This window comes from Seinonella peptonophila, assembly GCF_900129355.1.
In the GTDB taxonomy this organism is placed as follows: domain Bacteria; phylum Bacillota; class Bacilli; order Thermoactinomycetales; family Thermoactinomycetaceae; genus Seinonella; species Seinonella peptonophila.
In genome coordinates, this window is record NZ_FQVL01000010.1 from 83,541 (window position 1) to 103,710 (window position 20,170).

Here is a 20,170-nt window from a genome sequence, read left to right on the forward strand (position 1 = left end):
CAGGGAGAAGATGAGAGGTGGTTTTGCAGCTCTTATTGATTCTTAGAAATGAAAGAAACAATCTACTCTGTTTTTCCAGCTGTCTAAACTTATCAAGTCCATCGGGTAATATAATATGATCGTCTTTGAAAAAAGGATATCTTTCTCCTTTTACAAAAAGTTCTTCAATCGTGTTCATCCTGACAAATTGATGGGTTTAGTCGCCCAAAAAGTCAAAGACAAAAGTATTCTTAAGATTATACATAACTATCTCAATGATGGGGTCATAATAAATGGAGTAAAAGTGAGAAATGAAGAGGGGGTTACACAAGGAGTCCTTCTAAGTCCGCTTCTTTTCAACATCATGCTCGAACAGCTTGATCGATTACTGGAAAAGCGTGGACACAAGTTCTTCCGCTATGCGGACGACTTCAACATCTATGTAAAATCAGAGAAAGCAGGCAATCACTTCATGCAATCCATGACCTCGTTCATAAACATGACAACATCGACATGTGACAAGGTTGTCATGTTCGGGTTATTTTGGTACTATAGAAAGAAATAACAATTATTTTCTGAAATACTATCGAGATATTTGGAGGTGGATAAATTTATCTTATTCTTTCACTCAACTAATATCAATGACCTGATCCTACAACCATTATGAAGTTTAAATCTTTTGAAGATCTAATCTCCCTATAAAAGAAGGAACTAAGCATGCAAAAGATACTTTTTTATAATTTGAGTGATAGTAAGATACAGAAAATCTTTGATGCCGCAGTACAAGCATTTTAAACCCGTCGTAATTCAGATTGTCAAAATTGCAAAACTACAAAGAGGTAGTTTCTATCAATATTTTAACGATAAAGATGATATCTACCTTTATGTACTTTGAACTATTACCACCTGTAATAGAAAAGAAAATTGCCATTTTTAGGAGAGATATAGTATGAGTTCCTATGTGCTTCATTTTCAAGAGATCGAAAAATCTCAACTTTTGCTGGTAGGAGGGAAAGGGTTAAATTTAGGGGAATTATCAAGAATTCAAGGAATCCAAGTGCCGGAAGGATTTTGTGTTACGACCAAGGCATATCAAAGAGTGATCGAACAAAACAAAGAGTTTCAGGGATTGTTGAATCAATTAGCACTTCTAAAAATAGAAGATCAGGATAAAATCAGTGAAATTAGCGGTAGGATCCGAGAAACCATTGAAAATATAGAAATTCCTTCAGAAATTACTAAAGCTGTTGTACAATATCTATCGCAGTTTGGTGAAGAACATGCTTATGCTGTACGTTCCAGTGCAACGGCTGAAGATTTACCAACAGCCTCCTTTGCCGGTCAGCAAGATACGTATTTGAACATCATCGGGGGAGAGGCAATTTTGCGACATATCAGTAAATGTTGGGCTTCCCTCTTTACGGATCGCGCTGTTATCTACCGAATGCAAAATGAATTTGACCACAATCTAGTTCGCCTATCTGTTGTCGTCCAACGTATGGTTTTTCCACAGGCTTCCGGGATTCTATTCACTGCTGATCCTATTACTTTCAACCGAAAGATACTATCCATTGATGCCAGTTTTGGACTTGGTGAAGCGCTTGTCTCTGGCTTGGTGTCTGCTGATAATTATAAGGTGAGAGAGGGGAAAATTATTGAGAAAACAATCTCTCCCAAGAAATTGGCCATTTATGCATTAAAAGAAGGTGGAACGGTCGAGCAGAAGATAGAGAATGATCAACAGAATTTGCAAACACTGACAGATAAACAGATTTTACAACTGGAATACTTAGGTAGAAAAATAGAGTCTTATTTTGGTTGTCCACAGGATATTGAATGGTGTATGGATGGAGATGAATTCTATATTGTACAAAGTCGTCCTGTTACCACATTATACCCTGTTCCAGAAGTGAGCGATGGAAAAACACATATTTTTTTATCTTATGGCCATAAGCAAATGATGACCGAAGCGATTAAACCATTAGGTATTTCATTCCTTGAATTTTTAGGTGGTAATATTCCATTTCGAAAAGTGGGTGGAAGGTTGTTTGTGGATATCACACACGAACTGGCCTCATCGATATGGCAAAGAATATTACCTAATACGTTGGGGCAAAGCGATCCATTAGTGAAAAGCGCTCTCTTAAATTTAATCAAAAGGGATGATCTTATAAAATCATTGCCTCAAGGTAAAAAGGCTTTCACACAGATGGATGGACTATCATGGAATCTTCCTTATCATGCGATAAAAATTTATCAACAAAACGATCCAACGATCATTCAACAAATTATTTCACAAAATGAGATATCTATTAATGATCTTCGGCAAAGAATTTCAAAAGTATCAGGAGAGGATTTGTTTGCATTTATTTTAGAAGATCATAAACAGCTAAAAAAAATCTTGGCTGATCCACAAAGTATGGGAATACTCATGATTGGATTTTACGCCACTTATTGGATTAATAATAAAATGGAAAAATGGTTGGGGGAAAAGAATGCAGCAGATATACTCTCACAATCGGTTCCCAATAATATCACTTCCGAAATGGGTCTTGAACTTTTGGATGTAGCAGATGTAGTACGACAATATCCGGAAGTGATTGAATATTTCCATCACCCTAATGATGAGACATTTTTTGAAGACTTGACAAAATTAAAAGGCGGTTCTGCTGTCAGTGAAGCTATCCGTATGTATCTTGAAAAATATGGTGTACGTTGTGTTGGAGAGATTGATATCACTAGAACTCGTTGGGCAGAACAACCAACTGCGCTCATCCCTATGATCCTTAATAATATCAGGAATTTTAAGCCTAATTCACGGGAAATCAAATTTGAACAAGGACGATTGGAAGCTGAGAAAAAAGAACAAGATCTTTTAATACGTTTAGAGCAATTACCTTCTGGAAAGCAAAAGGTTAGGAAAACAAAAAAGATGATTAGTATATTGCGTAATTTTGCCGGATATCGAGAATATCCCAAATATAACTACATCAGGCGTTACTATATTTATAAACAAGCATTGCTAAAAGAGGCTATTACACTTGTACAAAAGGGAGTGATCCAAAAAAGAGAAGATATTTACTATCTATCCTTTGAAGAACTGCGAGAAGTTGTTCGTACTAACCAATTGAACTACACAATCATAAATGAGCGAAGAGAAGAATTTAAAAGCTATAAAAATTTGACACCACCAAGAATAATGACATCCGAGGGAGAAATTATAGTTGGCAAGTACAGTACAGAGAATATTCCTTCTGATGCTCTAGCAGGTATACCAGCTTCATCTGGGATTGTCGAAGGTCGTGCTCGTGTTGTTTTAACAATGAAAGACGCCGAGTTTGCAGATGGTGATATCCTAGTCACTGCTTACACTGATCCCAGTTGGACACCTCTGTTTCTGTCCATCAAGGGATTAGTAACAGAAGTTGGAGGAGTAGGAACTCATGGTTCCGTCATCGCACGTGAATATGGTATTCCTGCTGTTGTAGGAGTGGATAATGTTACAAAACTGATAAAAGACGGACAACGGATTCGTGTAAATGGAACAGAAGGATATATAGAAATCTTGTAACTTGGAAGTCGGGTAACAGGTCTGTGTTGCCACACACATCGATCCCTAAGAACAGTATGTGACAGTTTCCCTTCAGCGAAAACTGTTAAAATACGCTTGATTATATACCATGCAGTATGGTATTTCAGAGTTAGTCATTTGTTTTCGATCGTTGGAGTAGAACAATGGATATGTTCTTTGCCTTCATCATTCTTGCTGGTCTGCTGGCAGTTATGTGGAAGGGAGACGAGATGGTCGCTAAGAAGGTTTTCATACGAGTAACCCAAGTCACTAGAATTCGCTTCCGTGACCCAGGTGATTTCTGTAAAAGGGATATGTTGATAAGAGGATTCATGTCCAAGTTCACCAAGCTTGTTGGTATCCCCTTGATGATGTTCGCCTTCTCAGCATGTAGAGAAGGCGAGGGTTTTGGGTGACAGAGAAAAAAGTACTCAACCAGTTTCTCTTGATCCCCACAGACGAAACTCTAGTATGTGCCTGACACAAACAAGTGAATCACCCTCTGTTTCTGCTACGTGGGAGTATACCAGAAGTGGAAACGACAGCAATCCTGATCAACGGGCGGTAGTAGCTTTGGAGCGGCTACCGCCGAAAAATTATATGAAGCAAGCAAGTGGCTGATGCATTAAGCACTGACCATTGAGGAGTTTATGTTATTTTTTTATACTCCAGCAATAGCAAGTAGGATACAACTAAGTCTCCTGCTAACAATGGAGTCGATGAGATCGAAATCATAATAAAGGAGTACATATGAAGATGAAAAGTTGATCGATGCCTAGGTGAAACGTTATGAACAAAGATGAAAGCTATACTGCCTGCATGACTGACTGAGTGTGGGATAACCCTGAATAAAGATGTAATCATCTATAATAGCAAAGAGGGGTACAAAAAGGGAAAGGGTAGGGTATGTTGTAAGAAATTGGTTCCATCTAAAGTATATACAATATTTTGTTTAATAAATATGGATATTTGGTAGTGTACATGCTTATTAAACAAATATGAATAGATCTTTAACTCCCGCCCCCACATCCACCTCCACATCCAGAGCCACATGATCCTCCAGAGCCACCTGACCCTCCACTGCATGATTTATTGTTATATTTGTTAGCTCTATAACTTGACCACTCATTGCCATTACCATTATCCAAATCGTTACAGTCACAATCCCTGAATAAAAATATAAAAAATACAATGACAATGAATAAGATTAACAAGTTGCCCATGAAATGCCACCTCTCTTCGGTGACAAAATAGATGATCTATTTGCATAATTATATCATATCTATTCAACACACATTATATCTTTGCGAGCGTGAAAACCCCTAGCTTAGCTACGGGGATGAAAAGCAAGTTCGGACAGGGGAGGATTTTATCCCTTCCCAAGTCTGACGGTTTTTAGAATATGGAGTTTACAAATACGTATTCGATTGGTGTTATTTAGGTGTCGAATCAACCGAAAGTGAAATTCAATCAAGTAAGCTGATCGATGAGAATGAGGGATCAAAGCTGTGAGGCATATAGTGTAAACGGGGTTTTTCTTCGATGGAAGAGATTATCTAAGAATCCCTTTCATTTATGGGTAGGGAGTGGTCAAGAAACTACTAATTTTTCAAGTAAGAGTGATCTTTCCGATAAAGACTCCACTGTTCAAAAGTGGAGTCTTTACTGTTTTCATATTTTATATCATTAGGAAGAAGATGAGAGGTTTTGCAGCTCTTATTGATCCTTAGAAATGAAAGAAACAATCCACTCTGTATTTCCACTTGTCTGATACTCACCAAGTCCAAAAGGTAATATAATATGATCGCCTTTGAAAAAAGGATATCTTTCTCCTTTTACAAAAAACTCGCCTTCTCCATTGAGAACACTGATGATTTGAAAGTTCTTATCTTGTATAAATGATGTATTTCCTTCAGTCTTCCATCTTTGTACTGTGAAAAATTGGTTTTCAATATATGTAATAATTTCCGTTGATTGATGAACATGAGTTATAGGTTGGATAAAAATGTCTTGGTGAGGAAAATTGATCACCTCTAATGCTTTGTTTATATGTAATTCTCTAATATTCCCGTGTTCATCTACACGTTCATAATCATAGACACGATACGTAAGATCGGAATTTTGCTGTGTTTCTAATACTAAAGTCCCTTTGCACAATGCATGAAGTGTACCACTTGGTACATAAAAAAAGTCTCCTGGTTTTATTTTTAATCGCCGAAACAATGTATCTCGATCTTTACTGAGATATTTCTGTTGAAATTCTTCTTTTGATTGGGCTGTATGTCCGTATACAATTTCTGCATCTTTCTCGCAATCTATAATATACCAACATTCCGTTTTACCAGATCTTTCAGCCTCAACTTTTTGAGCGTAAGTATCATCCGGATGAACCTGAATGGATAAATCCTGATCAGCATCTAAAATTTTTGTTAAAAGTGGAAATACCTCTCCCTTGGTATGACCAAAGAGATGCCGTTGATTTTCCCAGAGTACATTTAAATCTAATCCACCATAGATTCCATTTTTCACAGTGCTCTTTCCGTGTGGATGAGCAGAAATTCCCCAACATTCACCCGTTTGATCTGATGGGATATCATATAAAAATTGATCTCTTAATCTCGTTCCTCCCCAGATGCGTTTTTTCATTACAGGTTGTAAAAACAAAGGGTAACTCAATTTCTCCACCACCATGGATATTTTTTAGCTGTCATTTCATTTACAAGAATTGTACGGAAGATCGATTGATAAGCTGTTAGAGGGAAAAATCTAAATAGTATTTATATAAATTCCCAACATAATAACACTCTGTGTATTCATAAAAGTTTTCACTCTTACAGGAGGTGTATCGAGTTCTTTTTAGAACAGGGGTATTTTCTTTTATTTTCAAGGCTGTTTTAATCTCATGATTTGGCAATATCGCTTCGACAACTTCTCTTTCTTGATTTACACTGATGCCAAGTTGATTTAAATAAGCATAAAAGGAGCCATAGTAAAGTTTTGGATTTAGAGAAAAATGTTCTTCAAATTTAATGTGGGTGACAAAATAAGCAAAAGTTTTATCATCATCGCCTCGAATTCTACGAATGATAAGTACTTTATCCCCTACTTCGATGTTGAGGTACATGGCAAGCTTTTTATTTGCCCGGGTTACTTCTAACTCAACATTGAGTGTACGCGCTTGTTTCCCAATTTCTTTCATTTCTTCTGTGAAACCTTTGACGAGCGTGTAATTGTCCGCAGTATCTTCAAATGGTGTGACGAAAGTCCCTTTAGGACGTTCCCGATAAAGAAGCTTTTCCTTCACTAATTCATCAATTGCTTTTCTGATTGTGATTCTACTGACATTATATATATCACAAAGATCTTTTTCTGTTGGTATTCGCTCTCCTTCTTTCCATTTTCCAATTTTTATATTGTCTCTTAGGTGTTCAGCGATTTGAACATAGAGAGGAATGTTACTCAATGTATATAACCTCCCATTAACTTTGGTAGCTATTGTTATAACATTATAGCACATTCTCTACTCGTTTTATACAATTGAGTTCGCATCAAAAACGTTATTATATAGGGGTATTTTTAAGCTGTATAAAAAAATATTGGAAGTGTTCGCTCCTTGCTGGTACAATATTGTTATATAGTAATAATAATATAATGATAAGGAGGATGTTACGTGGCATATGATTTGTATCCGGAAATTTATATCAAAGGAGAGACAAAAGCCTACGTAGGATATGATGAGATTGCAAATAAAATACAATCCGATATTGATAAAAATGCAGCTAGAGTGATTACGATTGAATGTTATCCAGGAACCGATGAAAATGCTTTGCGATCAAACCTCGTAGACAAATTAAACCCCGATATTGTCATACATTCGAATGAAATTTTTTTCTCAAGTTCTGAGATTACTGATATGATTCATCACAATCTAACCGATGACAGGGTATTTGGCATCATGAGTCATCATCATTTTACAGACTTTATCGATCGAAATCGGCTTGAACAAATAAAAAAATATTTAGCTGACCATGAGGGAAAGCAAATTGTTATCTATGGTGTGGGTGCTTCATTCATTTCGAAAGCAGATGTTTTGATCTATGTAAGTCTGTCTCGATCAGGGATTTTAAGTAGATTGGAACAAAAAAATGTAAGCAATTGGAAAGCAGACAATGCAGAAGAAGATACACTAAGAAAAGTGAAACGTGCTTACTTTTTTGAATGGCAGGTCGCAGATCGGCTGAAGAAAAGTCTGTTTGATCAGATTGATTATTTACTAGATGGGAACCAAATAAACAATCCAAAGATGGTTTCAGGTCAAAACTATCAAAAAGCACTAAGTCAAATAGTCCAAGCTCCTTTTCGATTAGTTCCTTTCTTTGTTCCAGGTGTTTGGGGAGGTAATTGGATGCAGAATCGGTTTCATGTAGGAAAAGACAAAATCAATTTGGCTTGGTGTTTTGATGGTGTACCTGAGGAAAATAGCCTGTATCTTGTATTTGACGGAACGCGATTAGAAGTACCGGCAATGGATGTCGTTTATCAACAACCAAGTGCTTTGCTTGGGGAAAGAGTTTATGGCAGATTTGGTACTGATTTTCCTATTCGATTTGATTATTTGGATACGATGAATGGTGAGAATCTTAGCTTGCAAGTACATCCGCAAGTAGAGTATGCACAACAAAAGTTTGGTCTGCATTACACGCAGGATGAAAGTTACTATATTATGGAAGCTGCAGACGACGCAGTTGTTTATTTAGGAGTAAAGAATGGGGTGAGTAAAGAAGAGTTGATTCATGAGTTGAAGCAGTCTCAAGAAGAAGGGACGATGTTCCCAGACGAAAAGTACATTTATAGGAGAAATGCTAAGAAACATGATCATTTTTCCATTCCAGCTGGAACAATCCATTGCAGTGGCAAAAATAGTGTCGTTTTAGAAATTAGTTCAACACCAAACCGATTTACATTCAAGCTTTGGGATTGGGGGAGAGTAGATCTAGATGGATTGCCTCGTCCCATTCATTTAGACCATGGAGCAAATAATATTCGCATGGATCGAGATGAAACTTGGGTGGAAAGAGAAATTTGTAATCCCATCGAATTGGTCAATGAGGAAGATGGCTTGCGTGAAGAGAGAACAGGCCTACACTTAACAGAACCTATTGAAACAAGACGCCATTGGTTTTCAAAAGAGGTAATCCATGAAACAAATGGTAGTGTCAATGTATTAAATTTGGTTGAAGGTGAAGAGATTATCGTCAAAAGTATAGATGAGTCATTTGACCCTTTTATTGTTCACTATGGGGAAACGTTTATCGTACCAGAGCTGGTAAAAAAATATATAATTGCTCCCCACGGACCGAGTGAAGGAAAAACAGTAGCTACAATCAAGGCGTTTATACGGTAATTAGAAATCTAGACATTGCAATTTTTGGATACTTCCGTTCTATGATTGAATGTTATATGATCATAATGATATAATAATAGTCAATCGCTACGGGTAAAGGAGGACGATCGTACGTTATGAAAAAAATCGCCAATAGTATTCACCATACACATTGGGATCCCATTTGGTATTTTACAGCACAGGATGCTTTCGTGCAGTTCTCTTACAATATGAAAGAACTTTTATCAGCATTTGATGAAGGATTGGTTAAGGACTTTTTTCTAGATGGACAAACCGCTGCTATCGACGAATACTTGGAGACGCATCCAGAAGATCGAGAACGAGTAAAGAAGCTGATTGAAGAGAAGAAATTATTTATTGGTCCGTTTCATTCACAACTTGATTGTTTTATCTCAAGTGGTGAATCTGTTGTCAACAATTTACGCTTGGGCATATCAAGCGCAAACAAACTTGGCGGAGTATCAAAAATCGCCTATTTGCCGGATTCGTTTGGTCACTCTTATGATTTCCCTAAAATCTTTAATCAAATGGGGATATATGACTTTGTCATTACTAGAGGAGTGGGTGATGAGTATGACTTAGGTAGCGAATTTTACATGACTTCAAATGATGGAAGTAGCCTCTTAGTCTGTACGATGCTCTCTGGGTACGGTTATGGGACCTATGCGTTTAAAGCAGGAACTTTGTTTTCAGAGGAAGCGGTTGATTATAACAAAATTGATGTAAAGTCTTTGATTGACCGTTTGATAGAAAAATCTACCGTTCCTAAAGAATTTGTTTTCCCATTAGGATTTGATCAAAATCCTGCGATTTTAAATATTGAAGAGCAAATAGAAAAGTACAATTCTGTATCAGAGGAAATTGAATTTCGTTTAACCACGTGGGAAGAGTACATGAAGAAAGTTAGAGAAAAGGGAGTAAACATTAAAACTCATCAATCAGAGTTGTTTTCAACACAATATCACAGAGTACACAAATCGATTTTTTCAGCACGCTCAGACATTAAATCTCTGCAAGATAAAGCAGAACGCATTTTGACTTTTGAAGTGCAACCACTGATGTCCATGCTTGATAGTTTAGGGATCGAATATGATAAGAGTATTATTGATAAAGCATGGGAAACCTTGGTGAGGTGTCAAACACATTCGTCCGCAACATTAACTGATGAGACAAATGAATATATTAAAGTTGAAAGTAACAATGCAGTGAACATTGCAACCGCGACCAAAGTCTATTTAATGAAAGTTGTTTCTATCTCTATTCCAACCAAAGATTCTCGCATTATGCCTTTGGTTGTATACAATACGCTACCATATGTCCGTGATGTGAATATAAAGTTAAACATTTTCACTAAAAACGAAGACTTTAAATTAGTTCTAAACGAAAAAGAATTGGACTATACAGTGGTAGACTGTCAAAAAATTTATGGCGGTGTGTTACGAAAAGATCCAAGTTTGTTGCTAGATGAGGAGTATTTCTACAAGACAACAGTGATTGTCCAACTAAAAAACTTTAAAGGGATTTCGTATCAAACGATTTACGTTCATGACTATGAAATCGCTTCCAAACAAAAAGTGAAACCTGCTCAAAATATCATTGAAAATACAAGATATAAAATTGTATTAAATGAGACTGGAATTCAAATTACAGATAAAAAACTAGGCAAAACTTTCGACAAAGCGATTTATATTGATGAATCTGGCGATGAAGGAGATAACTACGATTACTCTTATCCTGACCCAGAAGATGACATGGTGATCCATCACTTTTTTGAAACAGGAAGTTGTTCTGCTTACAATGCAGACGGGATATGTGAAATGACGATTGAAGGACAGTTTGATGTTCCATCTGATTTGGAAAGTAGAAGGAAGAAAAAATTAAACAGTCTGTTGAAATATACATTAAACATCAGGTTAAAAGAAGATAGCGATGTTATTGAACTGAGTGGTTCATTCAAAAATGCAGCTAAAAATCATCGGGTAAGAATTGTTTATTCTACAGACTTTTCCAATACTTATTCTTATGCTGGAACTCAGTACGGTTATATCAAACGGGCGACTGAACCAGAAGAATTAAAAGTTTGGAAACAGGAAAATTGGTTTGAAGAACCTAGTCCCACCAATCCCTTGTTGAATCATGTTTCTGCTGTTGGTAATGAGTATGTGTTAAGTGCATTTACGCGTAGTGTGAAAGAATACGAGTTCATAGGAGAAGGAAAGAAAGATGTTGCTTTGACAATTTTTCGGTCGGTGGGTCATCTTGGTCTTCCTGACTTAAATCGGCGACCGGGTCGTCCGAGCGGACTTGATTATATGGTATTCGATACACCAGAAAGCCAATTGCTGGGTGAAATCAAATTTGAAATTGGAGTATCTTTCTATTCGGAGTTCGATGCTAATGTAGTAATGAATGATTACATCAAATATGCGACGGATGTGATCTATTATCAAAATCAGCAGTTTGAAAAAGCGGTATTTCCATTGGCATATTTCCCAACAAATCCTTTAAGATTCCCAGTTCCAGACACATACCACTTTTTTTCATTAGATGAGAGCGATGCTTCTTTTGGAACGGTCGTCAAATCGGCTGACAACTCTGGTTACGTAGTACGGATTTACAATAATGAAAATCAAGCAGTGGCGGCTGGAAATCTGAATTTGGATATTGATTATGAAAACATTTACAACACAAATTTGCTTGAAAGTGAAGTCGAAGAAACTTCTAGTGAACTGGGGGTTCTAAAACCTGGGGAGCTGAGAAATATTAAAATTATAAAGTCATAGGAGGAGAATCATCATGCAAAAAATTGTTGGTGTAACAGCTTGTCCAGCTGGAATTGCACATACGTACATGGCTGCAGAAAGTATAGAACAAGCAGCCAAAAAACTAGGGTACGAAATCAAAATGGAGACAAATGGCGCTTCTGGAGTAGAAAATCGCTTGACTGAAAAGGATATCGAAGAAGCTGTAGCAGTCATTATTGCGGCAGATACCAGTGTGGAAATGAAAAGATTTCATGGCAAACCGCTAATCGAAGTATCTGTTGGGGAAGCAATCAGAAAAGCTGACATCATTATGAACCAAGTTAAAAGTGGGGATATAGAGATTTACCAATCATAATTGTATGGGAGAGGTTAATATGTCAAAGGGCTCGCAAATATATAAACACATTATGACAGGTGTCTCCTATTTTTTACCTTTTGTTATCGCTGGCGGTATGTTGATGTCTTTAGCCTTTTTAATTGATGCTGGCAATGTTGGTACTAAAACCTATGGTTCAACCATTCCTTTGGCAGCATGGTTACTCGAAACTGGTAAAATTGCTTTTTCCTTAATGTTACCAATATTGGCTGGTTTCGTTGCTTTTTCCATAGCTGATCGCCCCGGAATACTTCCGGGGATCGTTGCTGGCATGGTTGCACAAAGTGGTGGATCTGGTTTTATCGGGGCGATTTTGGGAGGATTTGTAGCAGGTTATATTATATATTTATTAAAAAAATTGACCTCAAATATACCCAGAACCTTTGAAGCGACTAAAACACTTATCATCTTTCCTGTCATTGGTTTGCTCCTGACTGCAGGTGTGATGATTGCTGTAAATGCTGTCGTGGAACCTTTAAATCAATTCTTGACAGGTGCTTTAAAAGATTTAAGTGGGACAAGTTCTATTCTATTAGGAGCAGTTATTGGTGGAATGCTTGCCTTTGACATGGGGGGACCCGTAAATAAAACGGCATACCTCTTTTCTGTAGCTTCACTTACAGGAGCTGATGGATCTGCCACTTCCTCGATCGTTATGGCTGCTGCAGCTTGTAGTGGTATGACAATCAGTATGAGTTGTGCACTGGCTACCACATTATTTCCTAAAAAATTTAATGACAATTTAAAAGGGGCGGGGAAAGCTGCCTATGTTATGGGGGCTAGTTACATCGCTGAAGGGGCGATCCCGTTCGTTATTGCAAAACCGAAACAGATTCTACCTTCTATTATTACAGGCGCAGCAGTTGCTGGCGCATTAGTTTCCGCTTTTGGTGTTAAGATGTCTGCTCCAATAGGGGGTATCTTCACGATTCCGTTAACGAGTAACATCCCATTGTACATTTTGTCGTTTATCATTGGCACACTGGTTTCTACATTGATGATCGGGTTTTTGACTAAAAAAGAAGAGCCAGTTGAACAAACTTAATGTATGAGGAGAGGAGGAAACCAATGGACCTGATAAATCAACATCTCATCAAGATAAACACAACATTGAACACGAAAAGCGAGATTTTTGAAACCGTTTGCAAACTTTTGGAAGCTGATAACCGATTATTAGATAGACAATTGTTTTTAAATGACCTTTATGAAAGAGAAGGAGCAGGAGCAACAGCGCCAGGGTATTCATTTGCTATACCTCATGCTAAATCAAAAGGGGTTAAAACAGCATCACTGGTTTTTATTCATTTAGAAAATGAGATAGGTTGGACAAAATCAGAGAAAGTCAAATATATCTTTGCCATTGCTGTTCCCTATGAAGAGGCAAAGGATGAACATTTAAATATCCTTGCTATGCTGGCAAGAAAAATGATGAATGAAGATTTTCGGAAAGAGTTAAATGCTGCGAAAACCAAGGAAGAGTATTATAGACTTTTAACTGCTTCAAATGTATAAGTGAAAGATTATAATATGAATGTTATGGTATTCACTAATTGTTGGTCTTTATTTCGTCATAACATGTAATCTATTTCGTGACCTGAAGTTCGGGTCACTTTTTTTGTGATACAGCTTAATTTAAGGGTTGTCTTTATCTAAATTCTCAAAAGGTGTGATTTAATTTGAAGAAATTTAACTTACTACAAAAGAATATTCTGTTGACTGGTGGTGACCTGACAATCGAAATACCACTACTTTTAAAGGCATTTATACCGTTAGCGGATACGATCTTACGGATTCTGACAAGCTCATATACTTAAACAGTAATAAAGACGATGTACTGTTTGATTTACGCTTGTTTGAAGTAAAAGAGAAACATTTGACAAATCCGAATGATGATGAAGTTCCTGATGGCGATTTAAAACGAAATTTATTTATGGAAGGTATACAAGACATTCGTTTTCACTTGAGATAGAACTAGAAAATTATGTAGTTGATTTTTCGAAATTTGACTATGAGTGGAAATTTGAACAAAGCGATAATGACTTAAAAACCCAAAGGATTGAGGGGCCACTTGACTTGGAAATAGTCGCTCGAATGTATCTTTTATCTATATTAGCCCAGAGGGTGAGTCGGGGAAATCGTCAAAAGTTTCAATGAATATATAGGATTAATTACTAAGTGCTCATATTGGAGTGATATTTTGAAATTTTCTGGTGGAGCAAATAGCAATAGAAAAGGTTATGGCGACCAAATACCCACTTCCAAAGGATATTTGGTCGATATTTGTTAAGAGACTTGCTCATATTGTGAAATCCAAATGGGATAAATTGAACCAGTAAAACAGACGCAGACAATCTATTTTTTCATCCAATCTCAGATGATGGAGATTGGATGAAGAGGTTGAGAAAAAAACGAAATTCATTGACACAAACGTTAAAGATATACTGATGTAATTCTCTATTATTTCGCAAATGTTTCGACACGAATAGAGGAGGTATAATTATTAAAATTGAAGTCTCTTAACTTGGGTATCTTGTCTCCACATTTGACTTCGAAATAATTACCCTTGTGATTAGGGAGGTCAAAAAGTGTAAGCAGTGAAGATAGATCAGTATCCTTAGAACAAATTACTTTTAGGGACGAGATGTTGTTATTTAGGCTTACTTTTGTTCCCCGATAATTTACCTCCGCTAAGTCATAGAACTGATCATCACAAACACTGTGCGTCAAACCTTTAAAATTGGGCTTTTCATAAAGTTCATAACAGAGAGCATCTGAAGAACTTGTTTTTTGTAGTTGTTCCTCATCGGCAAATGCAAAACTTGGTATCGAAATAATTAGTAATGCTGCCAAAAAAATAAATGAAAAATTCTTTTTAATCAAAACAATCAGATCCTTTCACTTATATTGTATAAAGCTGTTCCAACTGTAAGATTTCCATTTCTGCCCTCCTTTTTGTCTACACTATAGGAAATCTTGTGATTCTACAATCGATTTATCTATTAATTACCTGTGATTTTGTTTAGCTTCCTTACTCCAGTCTTACAAGTTTGTAAGATTGGATAAAAATGTTTATCAACCTGTCTGATTAACAGCCTTTGTCGGAAAGCTGAAATTTTGATCGATAGGCCAAGCAAGTCAGGCTAAGATTTGAAGTCTAACCGGTATAGTCGGACTACTCACAATTGAAATCTCAAAAAATAAGACATTACTCATATGCTGGAAAATCTGATTTTTATGTGACAGGTTTAATTAAACCTTAATTTGAAAAGGAACAAGGCACTTCTAAAAGGATTTCAGAAATGCTCTTGACCAATGTTTATCAAATGAGTGTTTATAGAGGCTGAAAGGTTTGTGGTAGTTTTATTCAAATGATAAATAGGAACGCAATGTATGAGTAAATAGCCTTTTTCCCATTAGATAGCAAATCAGTTGAATCAATCCGATGAAACAGATTGAAAAAATTATCATTTGGATTGAAAGAAGACTGCTGAACAGTGAGCAGAGAAGAAGTGTACCTAAGATATTGGGTATAAACGTCCAATAGAACAGTTGACTGGAAATGATTTGTTGTACTTCGCTCATCGATAATCCTAACGCATACATTTTGCGCCATTGGTCCAATTCGTTCATTAAACGGGCATACAGATGAAAGTATAAAAAGCTGTTAGTAGCGAAGAGGAGCAACATGATCACCACAAGATACGGAACAATAGTTAAGGAAATACCTGCCTCCCTTCCACGATTGATGACATCCCAATCTGTTTTCGTCTCTTGTTCAATCTCTTTCGCCACTTTTAATTCTAAATATCCAGGTGGTTGATTCATCCAGTTAGCCACATAATAACCGATTGAGCGATCGATTTTGTTTGTTTTCTTGAAATGGAGCAGTTTATCAAACTGATCATTAGAAACAACAACGATATTATCATAAATCTTTCGATGGATCACTTGGTGAATTCGATATTTAGTGTTACTCTGCGGCAAGCGGATCATTTGCCCCTTTTTATTTAGTTCCTTTGTGATCAGTATCGCTTCATTTTCAGCTAAAGGAGAAGTTGGTTGAAGTCCTATAGTTTGACTTAACTTCTGATAGTCTGAATATCGGATTACTTGGTAACCTAACGAAAGAAAGGAAAAGTCGATTTTTTTGTACTGTATGTTGTGTTTGCTCAGTTGTTTCTCAATGATTTTTCCTACTTTATTAACATGAGCAGGTTTGTCTGAGATGATGTTATCAGTCCGGTATGTGAATAGTTGAGATGTCGATGGTAATGAAAGCTGATAAGACATAGAAAAGCTAATACTGATTAAAGAAATGATTAGAATACTGATTGCAAGAGTCGCCCGTTTACTCAATTGAAGTTGATTTTGATTTCGCAGCAAAAAAAATGTTGGGTTCTTCTTAAATTTTGTGATAAGTAGTAAAAAACCATTCCCGCAATAGTGTAATAAAAGGAAAAGACTCATGATGATCATCAGTCCATTGATGATATATCCGGGGAGCAATATAGTCATAGTTGAATAATCATGCATTGATAGCCAAATAAGAAAGATACTTACAATCAGTCCAAAGATCGTCATCCATTTATTGGATGAAATTGGTTGAGAGAATCGACTCAACAGAGTAAGTGTACGATTGTATCGGACAAAGATTAGCGTCAGAAGGCAATTGATCAGAAACCCTCCACTAAAAATGAGACTTGTTCTGAGGATTGTATTTGTTGGGAAATAAAAAGCTGGAATGGGCAGATCTGCTAATAGACTGGTAATGATGAGGAATAGCTTGGAAAAGAGAATGCCGATCCCAATGCCTACTAGGATTGATAGTAATCCTAGGATGATATTTTCTGAGATAATCATCCAATTGATTTGCCCTCTCGTCGCACCAAATACATGATAGAGACTAAACTCTTGTTTGCGAAATTGCAGAAACAGACTCATGGAAGAGAAGAGAAAGAGAATCGCAAATATTATCACGATATATGAAGTGAAAGAGAATAAAAAGAGAGGACCATAGTCGCCTACTACCATTTGATGAAAAGGATTTTGAGGATGCTCAACATACATATCAAATAGGAAAAAAATCGATATAAAGCTGACACTGCTTAGAAAGTACATCAGATAGGAACGGGTTTGATAACGAAGGTTTGCTATGGCAAGCGTCAGCAGATTCATTCGATATTCCCCCCGAGTAGAGAGAGATAGTTAAGGATGTTTTGGAAGAACGCTTGTTGCAGTTCATTAGCATATAGTTCGTTATGGAAAATCCCATCTTTTAGAAAGATCACGCGATCGCAGTAACTAGCTACAACTGGATCATGTGTAACGAGTAATAAGGTTGTCTGCTCCGTCTGCTTTAGCTCTTGTAGTAGTTTCATCACCTGTTGTGAACTTTGTGCATCGAGGTTACCAGTTGGTTCGTCTGCTAAGACAAGAGTGGGTTGATGGATGAGTGCTCTAGCAATGGCAACTCGTTGCGCTTGTCCTCCTGAGAGTTCATAAATCTTTTTATCAAGCAAGCTTTCCAATTGCAGTTTCTCGGTGACTGTAGCTAAGCGTTGGTTCTGTTCTGTAGCTGAAACCTTTTGTAGCACCAGTGGAAAGATGATATTTTGACTAACAGTAAGCGTATCGAGTAACTGAAAATCTTGAAAGATAAAGCCAAGCTGTCTTCGTCGAAAATCTGTTCGTTTTTTATGTGACAGTTGAGTCAGCTCCATTTCTGAAAACCAGATTTTCCCTGATGTTGGTTTATCGATTGTAGAGAGCTGATTGAGTAGGGTCGTTTTCCCGCTTCCAGACGGGCCCATGATACCTACCATCTCCCCTAGTTGGACAGAAAAATTGATCCCATTTAAGACTCGATTCGATGACTGTTTTCCATACACTTTGCATAACTGTTCTACTTGTATGAGAGTCATGTTGATTTCCTCCTTCTTTTTCTATCACTGTAATGGAAAACAAATCAGCGTACAATCGATTTTGATGTTCGCATTCTGCTAATCAAGTAAGTTGACTTACAGTAACCTTACTTTTTTGTAAGGATGAATAGAGCTAGCAAACTGCAAACAGATATTCGTTCCTTTTCCTGGTTCAGAAGTGAGTGAAATGGAATGGCCTAATTTTTTGCAAATTTCCTTAACCAAAAATAGACCCATTCCTGTTGATTCTCGTTGCTTGCGCCCATTTTCTCCAGTAAAGTAACGGTTAAATACACGGGGAATGTCCTGTTTGGGAATGCCGATCCCCTCATCTTTAATGAATAGCTGAATGTTGCTTCCCACTTCTTGTGCAACAAATTCGACAAATTGCCCTTTGCCACTTGAATATCGAATAGCATTTGAAATCAGTTGTTTACAGATGAAGTTTAGCCATTTTTCATCCGAGTAAATGAAGCAGTCTTCGGGAACTTGTACTTTAGGGCGAATCTTATGTTTGATAAACATTCTTCGATTTTCATACACACAGCGCTGTATCATTGTTTGTAAATGTAGCTTTTTTACTTGAAAATCTTTTTCAAAATCGTTTAACCGTGAAATATATAAAATGAGTTCAAGACCATCAGCAATTTGATCGATTTCATGTCGAATCTCGTCAAGAAGTGGATCAGGATTTTCCTGTAAGACGAGATTGATGATAGAAATAGGAGTTTTCATTTGATGAACCCATTGATTGATAAAAGCAAGATGGTCGTCGACTTTTTTTTGCGTTTGGAGAAGTTGATCTTGATATAACTGGTATTGTTTATGTACCAACTGATGCACGGCATGAGATAATGGCGAATGATCGAGCATCTGAATCGATTCATCCAAGGACTTAGGCAAATGTGTGAGTTGAGCATACATTTTTCGATGAAAAAAATAGCGAATCAGTAAATAGAGTAAAAGAAAAAAAAGACTGATCATGCCAGCGTAGGCTAATCGCCACAAGTTTTGTTGATCCCAAAGAAGCGTTAATAAAGTTGCTGTTTGCAATAGATAGATAAAAATGAGTGGCAATTGTTCACGTTGGAGAAGTTTCATCGAAATCACTCCAATTTGGTTTCAATCGGTAGCCCACGCCTCGAACTGTTTCAATCGTATTTGTTAGTCCGATGGAGCCTAATTTTTTCCGGACTCGTGTGATGTAAACATTTAATGTGTTTTCATCAACAAATTCTTGATCTTTCCATAGCCGTTCTAACAAATAATTTCGGCTGACCACTCTTTTGGGACTGTTCATCAGTGCTTCAAGTAAGAGTGCCTCTTTGCGGTTCAATCCGATTTTGGCTGTTCTCCATTGTAATTCGAGTTGTTCAATTAAGAGAATCAGACCTTGGCACTCGATGGTACGCTCCTGGTTAGGCATTGCATAGGAACCATATACTCTACGCAGTAAACTGCGAATCTTTGCAATGACCACATCATAGTCAAATGGTTTTGTAATATAGTCATCCGCACCGTTCTCAAGTGCCATCACCTGATCCATCGTCCCTTCACGTGCAGAGATAAATAAAATAGGGCAATTTGACCGAAAACGAATCTGACGACACCAGTAAAAACCATCATAATATGGGAGATTGACATCAAGTAAAACCAAATCCGGTTGTACTTCTTGAAAAGTGCAGATTACATCTTTAAAATCTTCTGGAAGATAGGTGGTATAGCCATAACGGTGTAAATATATTTGCAGATGTTGTGCTAGATGTTGATCGTCTTCAATGATTAATAGAGTTGACATATAAATCCCTTCTTTGAGTAGTATTATTTTTGTAAAAAAAGCGATATGAAAAAGAAATCGAATATTCATCGATTATGAAAATTAATTTTATGAATACAAGACAGCCACCTATGGTCAACTGATAGTCAAGGGAATAGGCTTTTATCCAAATATAGTAATTAATTGCAATTTTAGTGTACTTCCAATGATAAAAAGTGTCTATAGAATGGATTTATTAGTTCGTTTTTATATTATATAGAGGTTGTTGCATTAATCGAAAATAAAATAGAAAAATCCGCCAAAATGTGGTTAGATGAAAGCTCTCACACAACCATCATCCACAAAGGGCGGATCATCATGAGTGTAGCACGACTTTC

The 20,170-nt window shown here is 36.8% G+C and carries 16 protein-coding genes; 9 read left to right on the forward strand and 7 right to left on the reverse strand.

From position 1 onward, the window contains the following. The first annotated feature begins 115 nt into the window (after positions 1-115). The 3 genes from BUB71_RS14450 to BUB71_RS14460 all read left to right on the forward strand — a co-directional run bounded on the left by BUB71_RS14450 (position 116) and on the right by BUB71_RS14460 (position 3,966). Entirely contained in the window at positions 116-544 is a 429-nt protein-coding gene (locus BUB71_RS14450; protein WP_073156094.1) for a reverse transcriptase domain-containing protein, read from the forward strand. A 384-nt stretch (positions 545-928) separates the two neighbouring features. After that, complete coding sequence (gene ppsA, locus BUB71_RS14455) at positions 929-3,550, forward strand: phosphoenolpyruvate synthase (protein ID WP_073156098.1); 2,622 nt, start codon at positions 929-931, stop codon at positions 3,548-3,550. 164 nt (positions 3,551-3,714) lie between these two features. After that, entirely contained in the window at positions 3,715-3,966 is a 252-nt protein-coding gene (locus BUB71_RS14460; protein WP_073156102.1) for a hypothetical protein, read from the forward strand. A 1,300-nt stretch (positions 3,967-5,266) separates the two neighbouring features. Here BUB71_RS14460 and manA read toward each other — a convergent pair. Then, complete coding sequence (gene manA / locus BUB71_RS14475; protein ID WP_175552384.1) at positions 5,267-6,226, reverse strand: mannose-6-phosphate isomerase, class I; 960 nt, start codon at positions 6,224-6,226, stop codon at positions 5,267-5,269. 76 nt (positions 6,227-6,302) lie between these two features. Further along, positions 6,303-7,013, reverse strand: coding sequence for a GntR family transcriptional regulator (locus BUB71_RS14480; RefSeq protein ID WP_245815646.1), 711 nt, complete (start codon positions 7,011-7,013; stop codon positions 6,303-6,305). A 207-nt stretch (positions 7,014-7,220) separates the two neighbouring features. On the opposite strand from BUB71_RS14480, the gene BUB71_RS14485 reads away from it, so the two are divergent. From BUB71_RS14485 to BUB71_RS19685, 6 genes are all read left to right on the forward strand, one after another. Beyond that, the gene (locus BUB71_RS14485; protein ID WP_073156124.1) at positions 7,221-8,954 is read left to right on the forward strand and encodes a class I mannose-6-phosphate isomerase; all 1,734 of its coding nucleotides are present in this window, start codon (positions 7,221-7,223) and stop codon (positions 8,952-8,954) included. A gap of 116 nt (positions 8,955-9,070) precedes the next feature. Next, positions 9,071-11,737 (forward strand): glycoside hydrolase family 38 N-terminal domain-containing protein, encoded by a 2,667-nt coding sequence (locus tag BUB71_RS14490; protein ID WP_073156128.1) that lies wholly within the window; start codon positions 9,071-9,073, stop codon positions 11,735-11,737. Between the two features lie 13 nt (positions 11,738-11,750). Next, the gene (locus BUB71_RS14495; RefSeq protein WP_073156131.1) at positions 11,751-12,074 is read left to right on the forward strand and encodes a PTS fructose transporter subunit IIB; all 324 of its coding nucleotides are present in this window, start codon (positions 11,751-11,753) and stop codon (positions 12,072-12,074) included. Positions 12,075-12,093: 19 nt separating this feature from the next. Then, complete coding sequence (locus tag BUB71_RS14500) at positions 12,094-13,140, forward strand: PTS fructose transporter subunit IIC (protein WP_073156134.1); 1,047 nt, start codon at positions 12,094-12,096, stop codon at positions 13,138-13,140. 23 nt (positions 13,141-13,163) lie between these two features. Further along, positions 13,164-13,607, forward strand: a complete 444-nt coding sequence (locus tag BUB71_RS14505) for a PTS sugar transporter subunit IIA (protein WP_073156138.1) — start codon at positions 13,164-13,166, stop codon at positions 13,605-13,607. Positions 13,608-13,771: 164 nt separating this feature from the next. Next, complete coding sequence (locus BUB71_RS19685; protein ID WP_175552385.1) at positions 13,772-13,909, forward strand: hypothetical protein; 138 nt, start codon at positions 13,772-13,774, stop codon at positions 13,907-13,909. A gap of 643 nt (positions 13,910-14,552) precedes the next feature. On the opposite strand, the gene BUB71_RS14510 is transcribed toward BUB71_RS19685, so the two are convergent. The 5 genes from BUB71_RS14510 to BUB71_RS14530 all read right to left on the reverse strand — a co-directional run bounded on the left by BUB71_RS14510 (position 14,553) and on the right by BUB71_RS14530 (position 19,814). After that, positions 14,553-14,975 (reverse strand): hypothetical protein, encoded by a 423-nt coding sequence (locus BUB71_RS14510; RefSeq protein ID WP_073156141.1) that lies wholly within the window; start codon positions 14,973-14,975, stop codon positions 14,553-14,555. A gap of 480 nt (positions 14,976-15,455) precedes the next feature. Then, positions 15,456-17,270, reverse strand: a complete 1,815-nt coding sequence (locus tag BUB71_RS14515) for an FtsX-like permease family protein (RefSeq protein WP_073156145.1) — start codon at positions 17,268-17,270, stop codon at positions 15,456-15,458. After that, positions 17,267-18,016, reverse strand: a complete 750-nt coding sequence (locus BUB71_RS14520; RefSeq protein ID WP_073156148.1) for an ABC transporter ATP-binding protein — start codon at positions 18,014-18,016, stop codon at positions 17,267-17,269. The genes BUB71_RS14515 and BUB71_RS14520 overlap by 4 nt, the downstream gene beginning before the upstream one ends. Before the next feature lie 96 nt (positions 18,017-18,112). Beyond that, positions 18,113-19,117, reverse strand: a complete 1,005-nt coding sequence (locus BUB71_RS14525) for a sensor histidine kinase (protein WP_073156153.1) — start codon at positions 19,115-19,117, stop codon at positions 18,113-18,115. After that, positions 19,098-19,814 carry a response regulator transcription factor gene (locus tag BUB71_RS14530; protein WP_073156156.1) on the reverse strand — a complete coding sequence of 239 codons (717 nt, stop codon included), beginning with the start codon at positions 19,812-19,814 and terminating at the stop codon, positions 19,098-19,100. Before BUB71_RS14530 ends, BUB71_RS14525 begins: the two co-directional genes overlap by 20 nt. Positions 19,815-20,170 lie beyond the last annotated feature (356 nt).

What these genes read in the sequence shown, in the direction of transcription:
- BUB71_RS14505 (WP_073156138.1), top strand. Translation starts at nt 13,164, where the DNA reads ATGGACCTGATAAATCAACATCTCATCAAGATAAACACAACATTGAAC.
- BUB71_RS14495 (WP_073156131.1), top strand. Translation starts at nt 11,751, where the DNA reads ATGCAAAAAATTGTTGGTGTAACAGCTTGTCCAGCTGGAATTGCACAT.
- BUB71_RS14500 (WP_073156134.1), top strand. Translation starts at nt 12,094, where the DNA reads ATGTCAAAGGGCTCGCAAATATATAAACACATTATGACAGGTGTCTCC.
- BUB71_RS14515 (WP_073156145.1), bottom strand. Translation starts at nt 17,270, where the DNA reads ATGAATCTGCTGACGCTTGCCATAGCAAACCTTCGTTATCAAACCCGT.
- ppsA (WP_073156098.1), top strand. Translation starts at nt 929, where the DNA reads ATGAGTTCCTATGTGCTTCATTTTCAAGAGATCGAAAAATCTCAACTT.
- BUB71_RS14460 (WP_073156102.1), top strand. Translation starts at nt 3,715, where the DNA reads ATGGATATGTTCTTTGCCTTCATCATTCTTGCTGGTCTGCTGGCAGTT.
- BUB71_RS14450 (WP_073156094.1), top strand. Translation starts at nt 116, where the DNA reads ATGATCGTCTTTGAAAAAAGGATATCTTTCTCCTTTTACAAAAAGTTC.
- BUB71_RS14525 (WP_073156153.1), bottom strand. Translation starts at nt 19,117, where the DNA reads ATGAAACTTCTCCAACGTGAACAATTGCCACTCATTTTTATCTATCTA.
- BUB71_RS14520 (WP_073156148.1), bottom strand. Translation starts at nt 18,016, where the DNA reads ATGACTCTCATACAAGTAGAACAGTTATGCAAAGTGTATGGAAAACAG.
- BUB71_RS14530 (WP_073156156.1), bottom strand. Translation starts at nt 19,814, where the DNA reads ATGTCAACTCTATTAATCATTGAAGACGATCAACATCTAGCACAACAT.
- BUB71_RS14490 (WP_073156128.1), top strand. Translation starts at nt 9,071, where the DNA reads ATGAAAAAAATCGCCAATAGTATTCACCATACACATTGGGATCCCATT.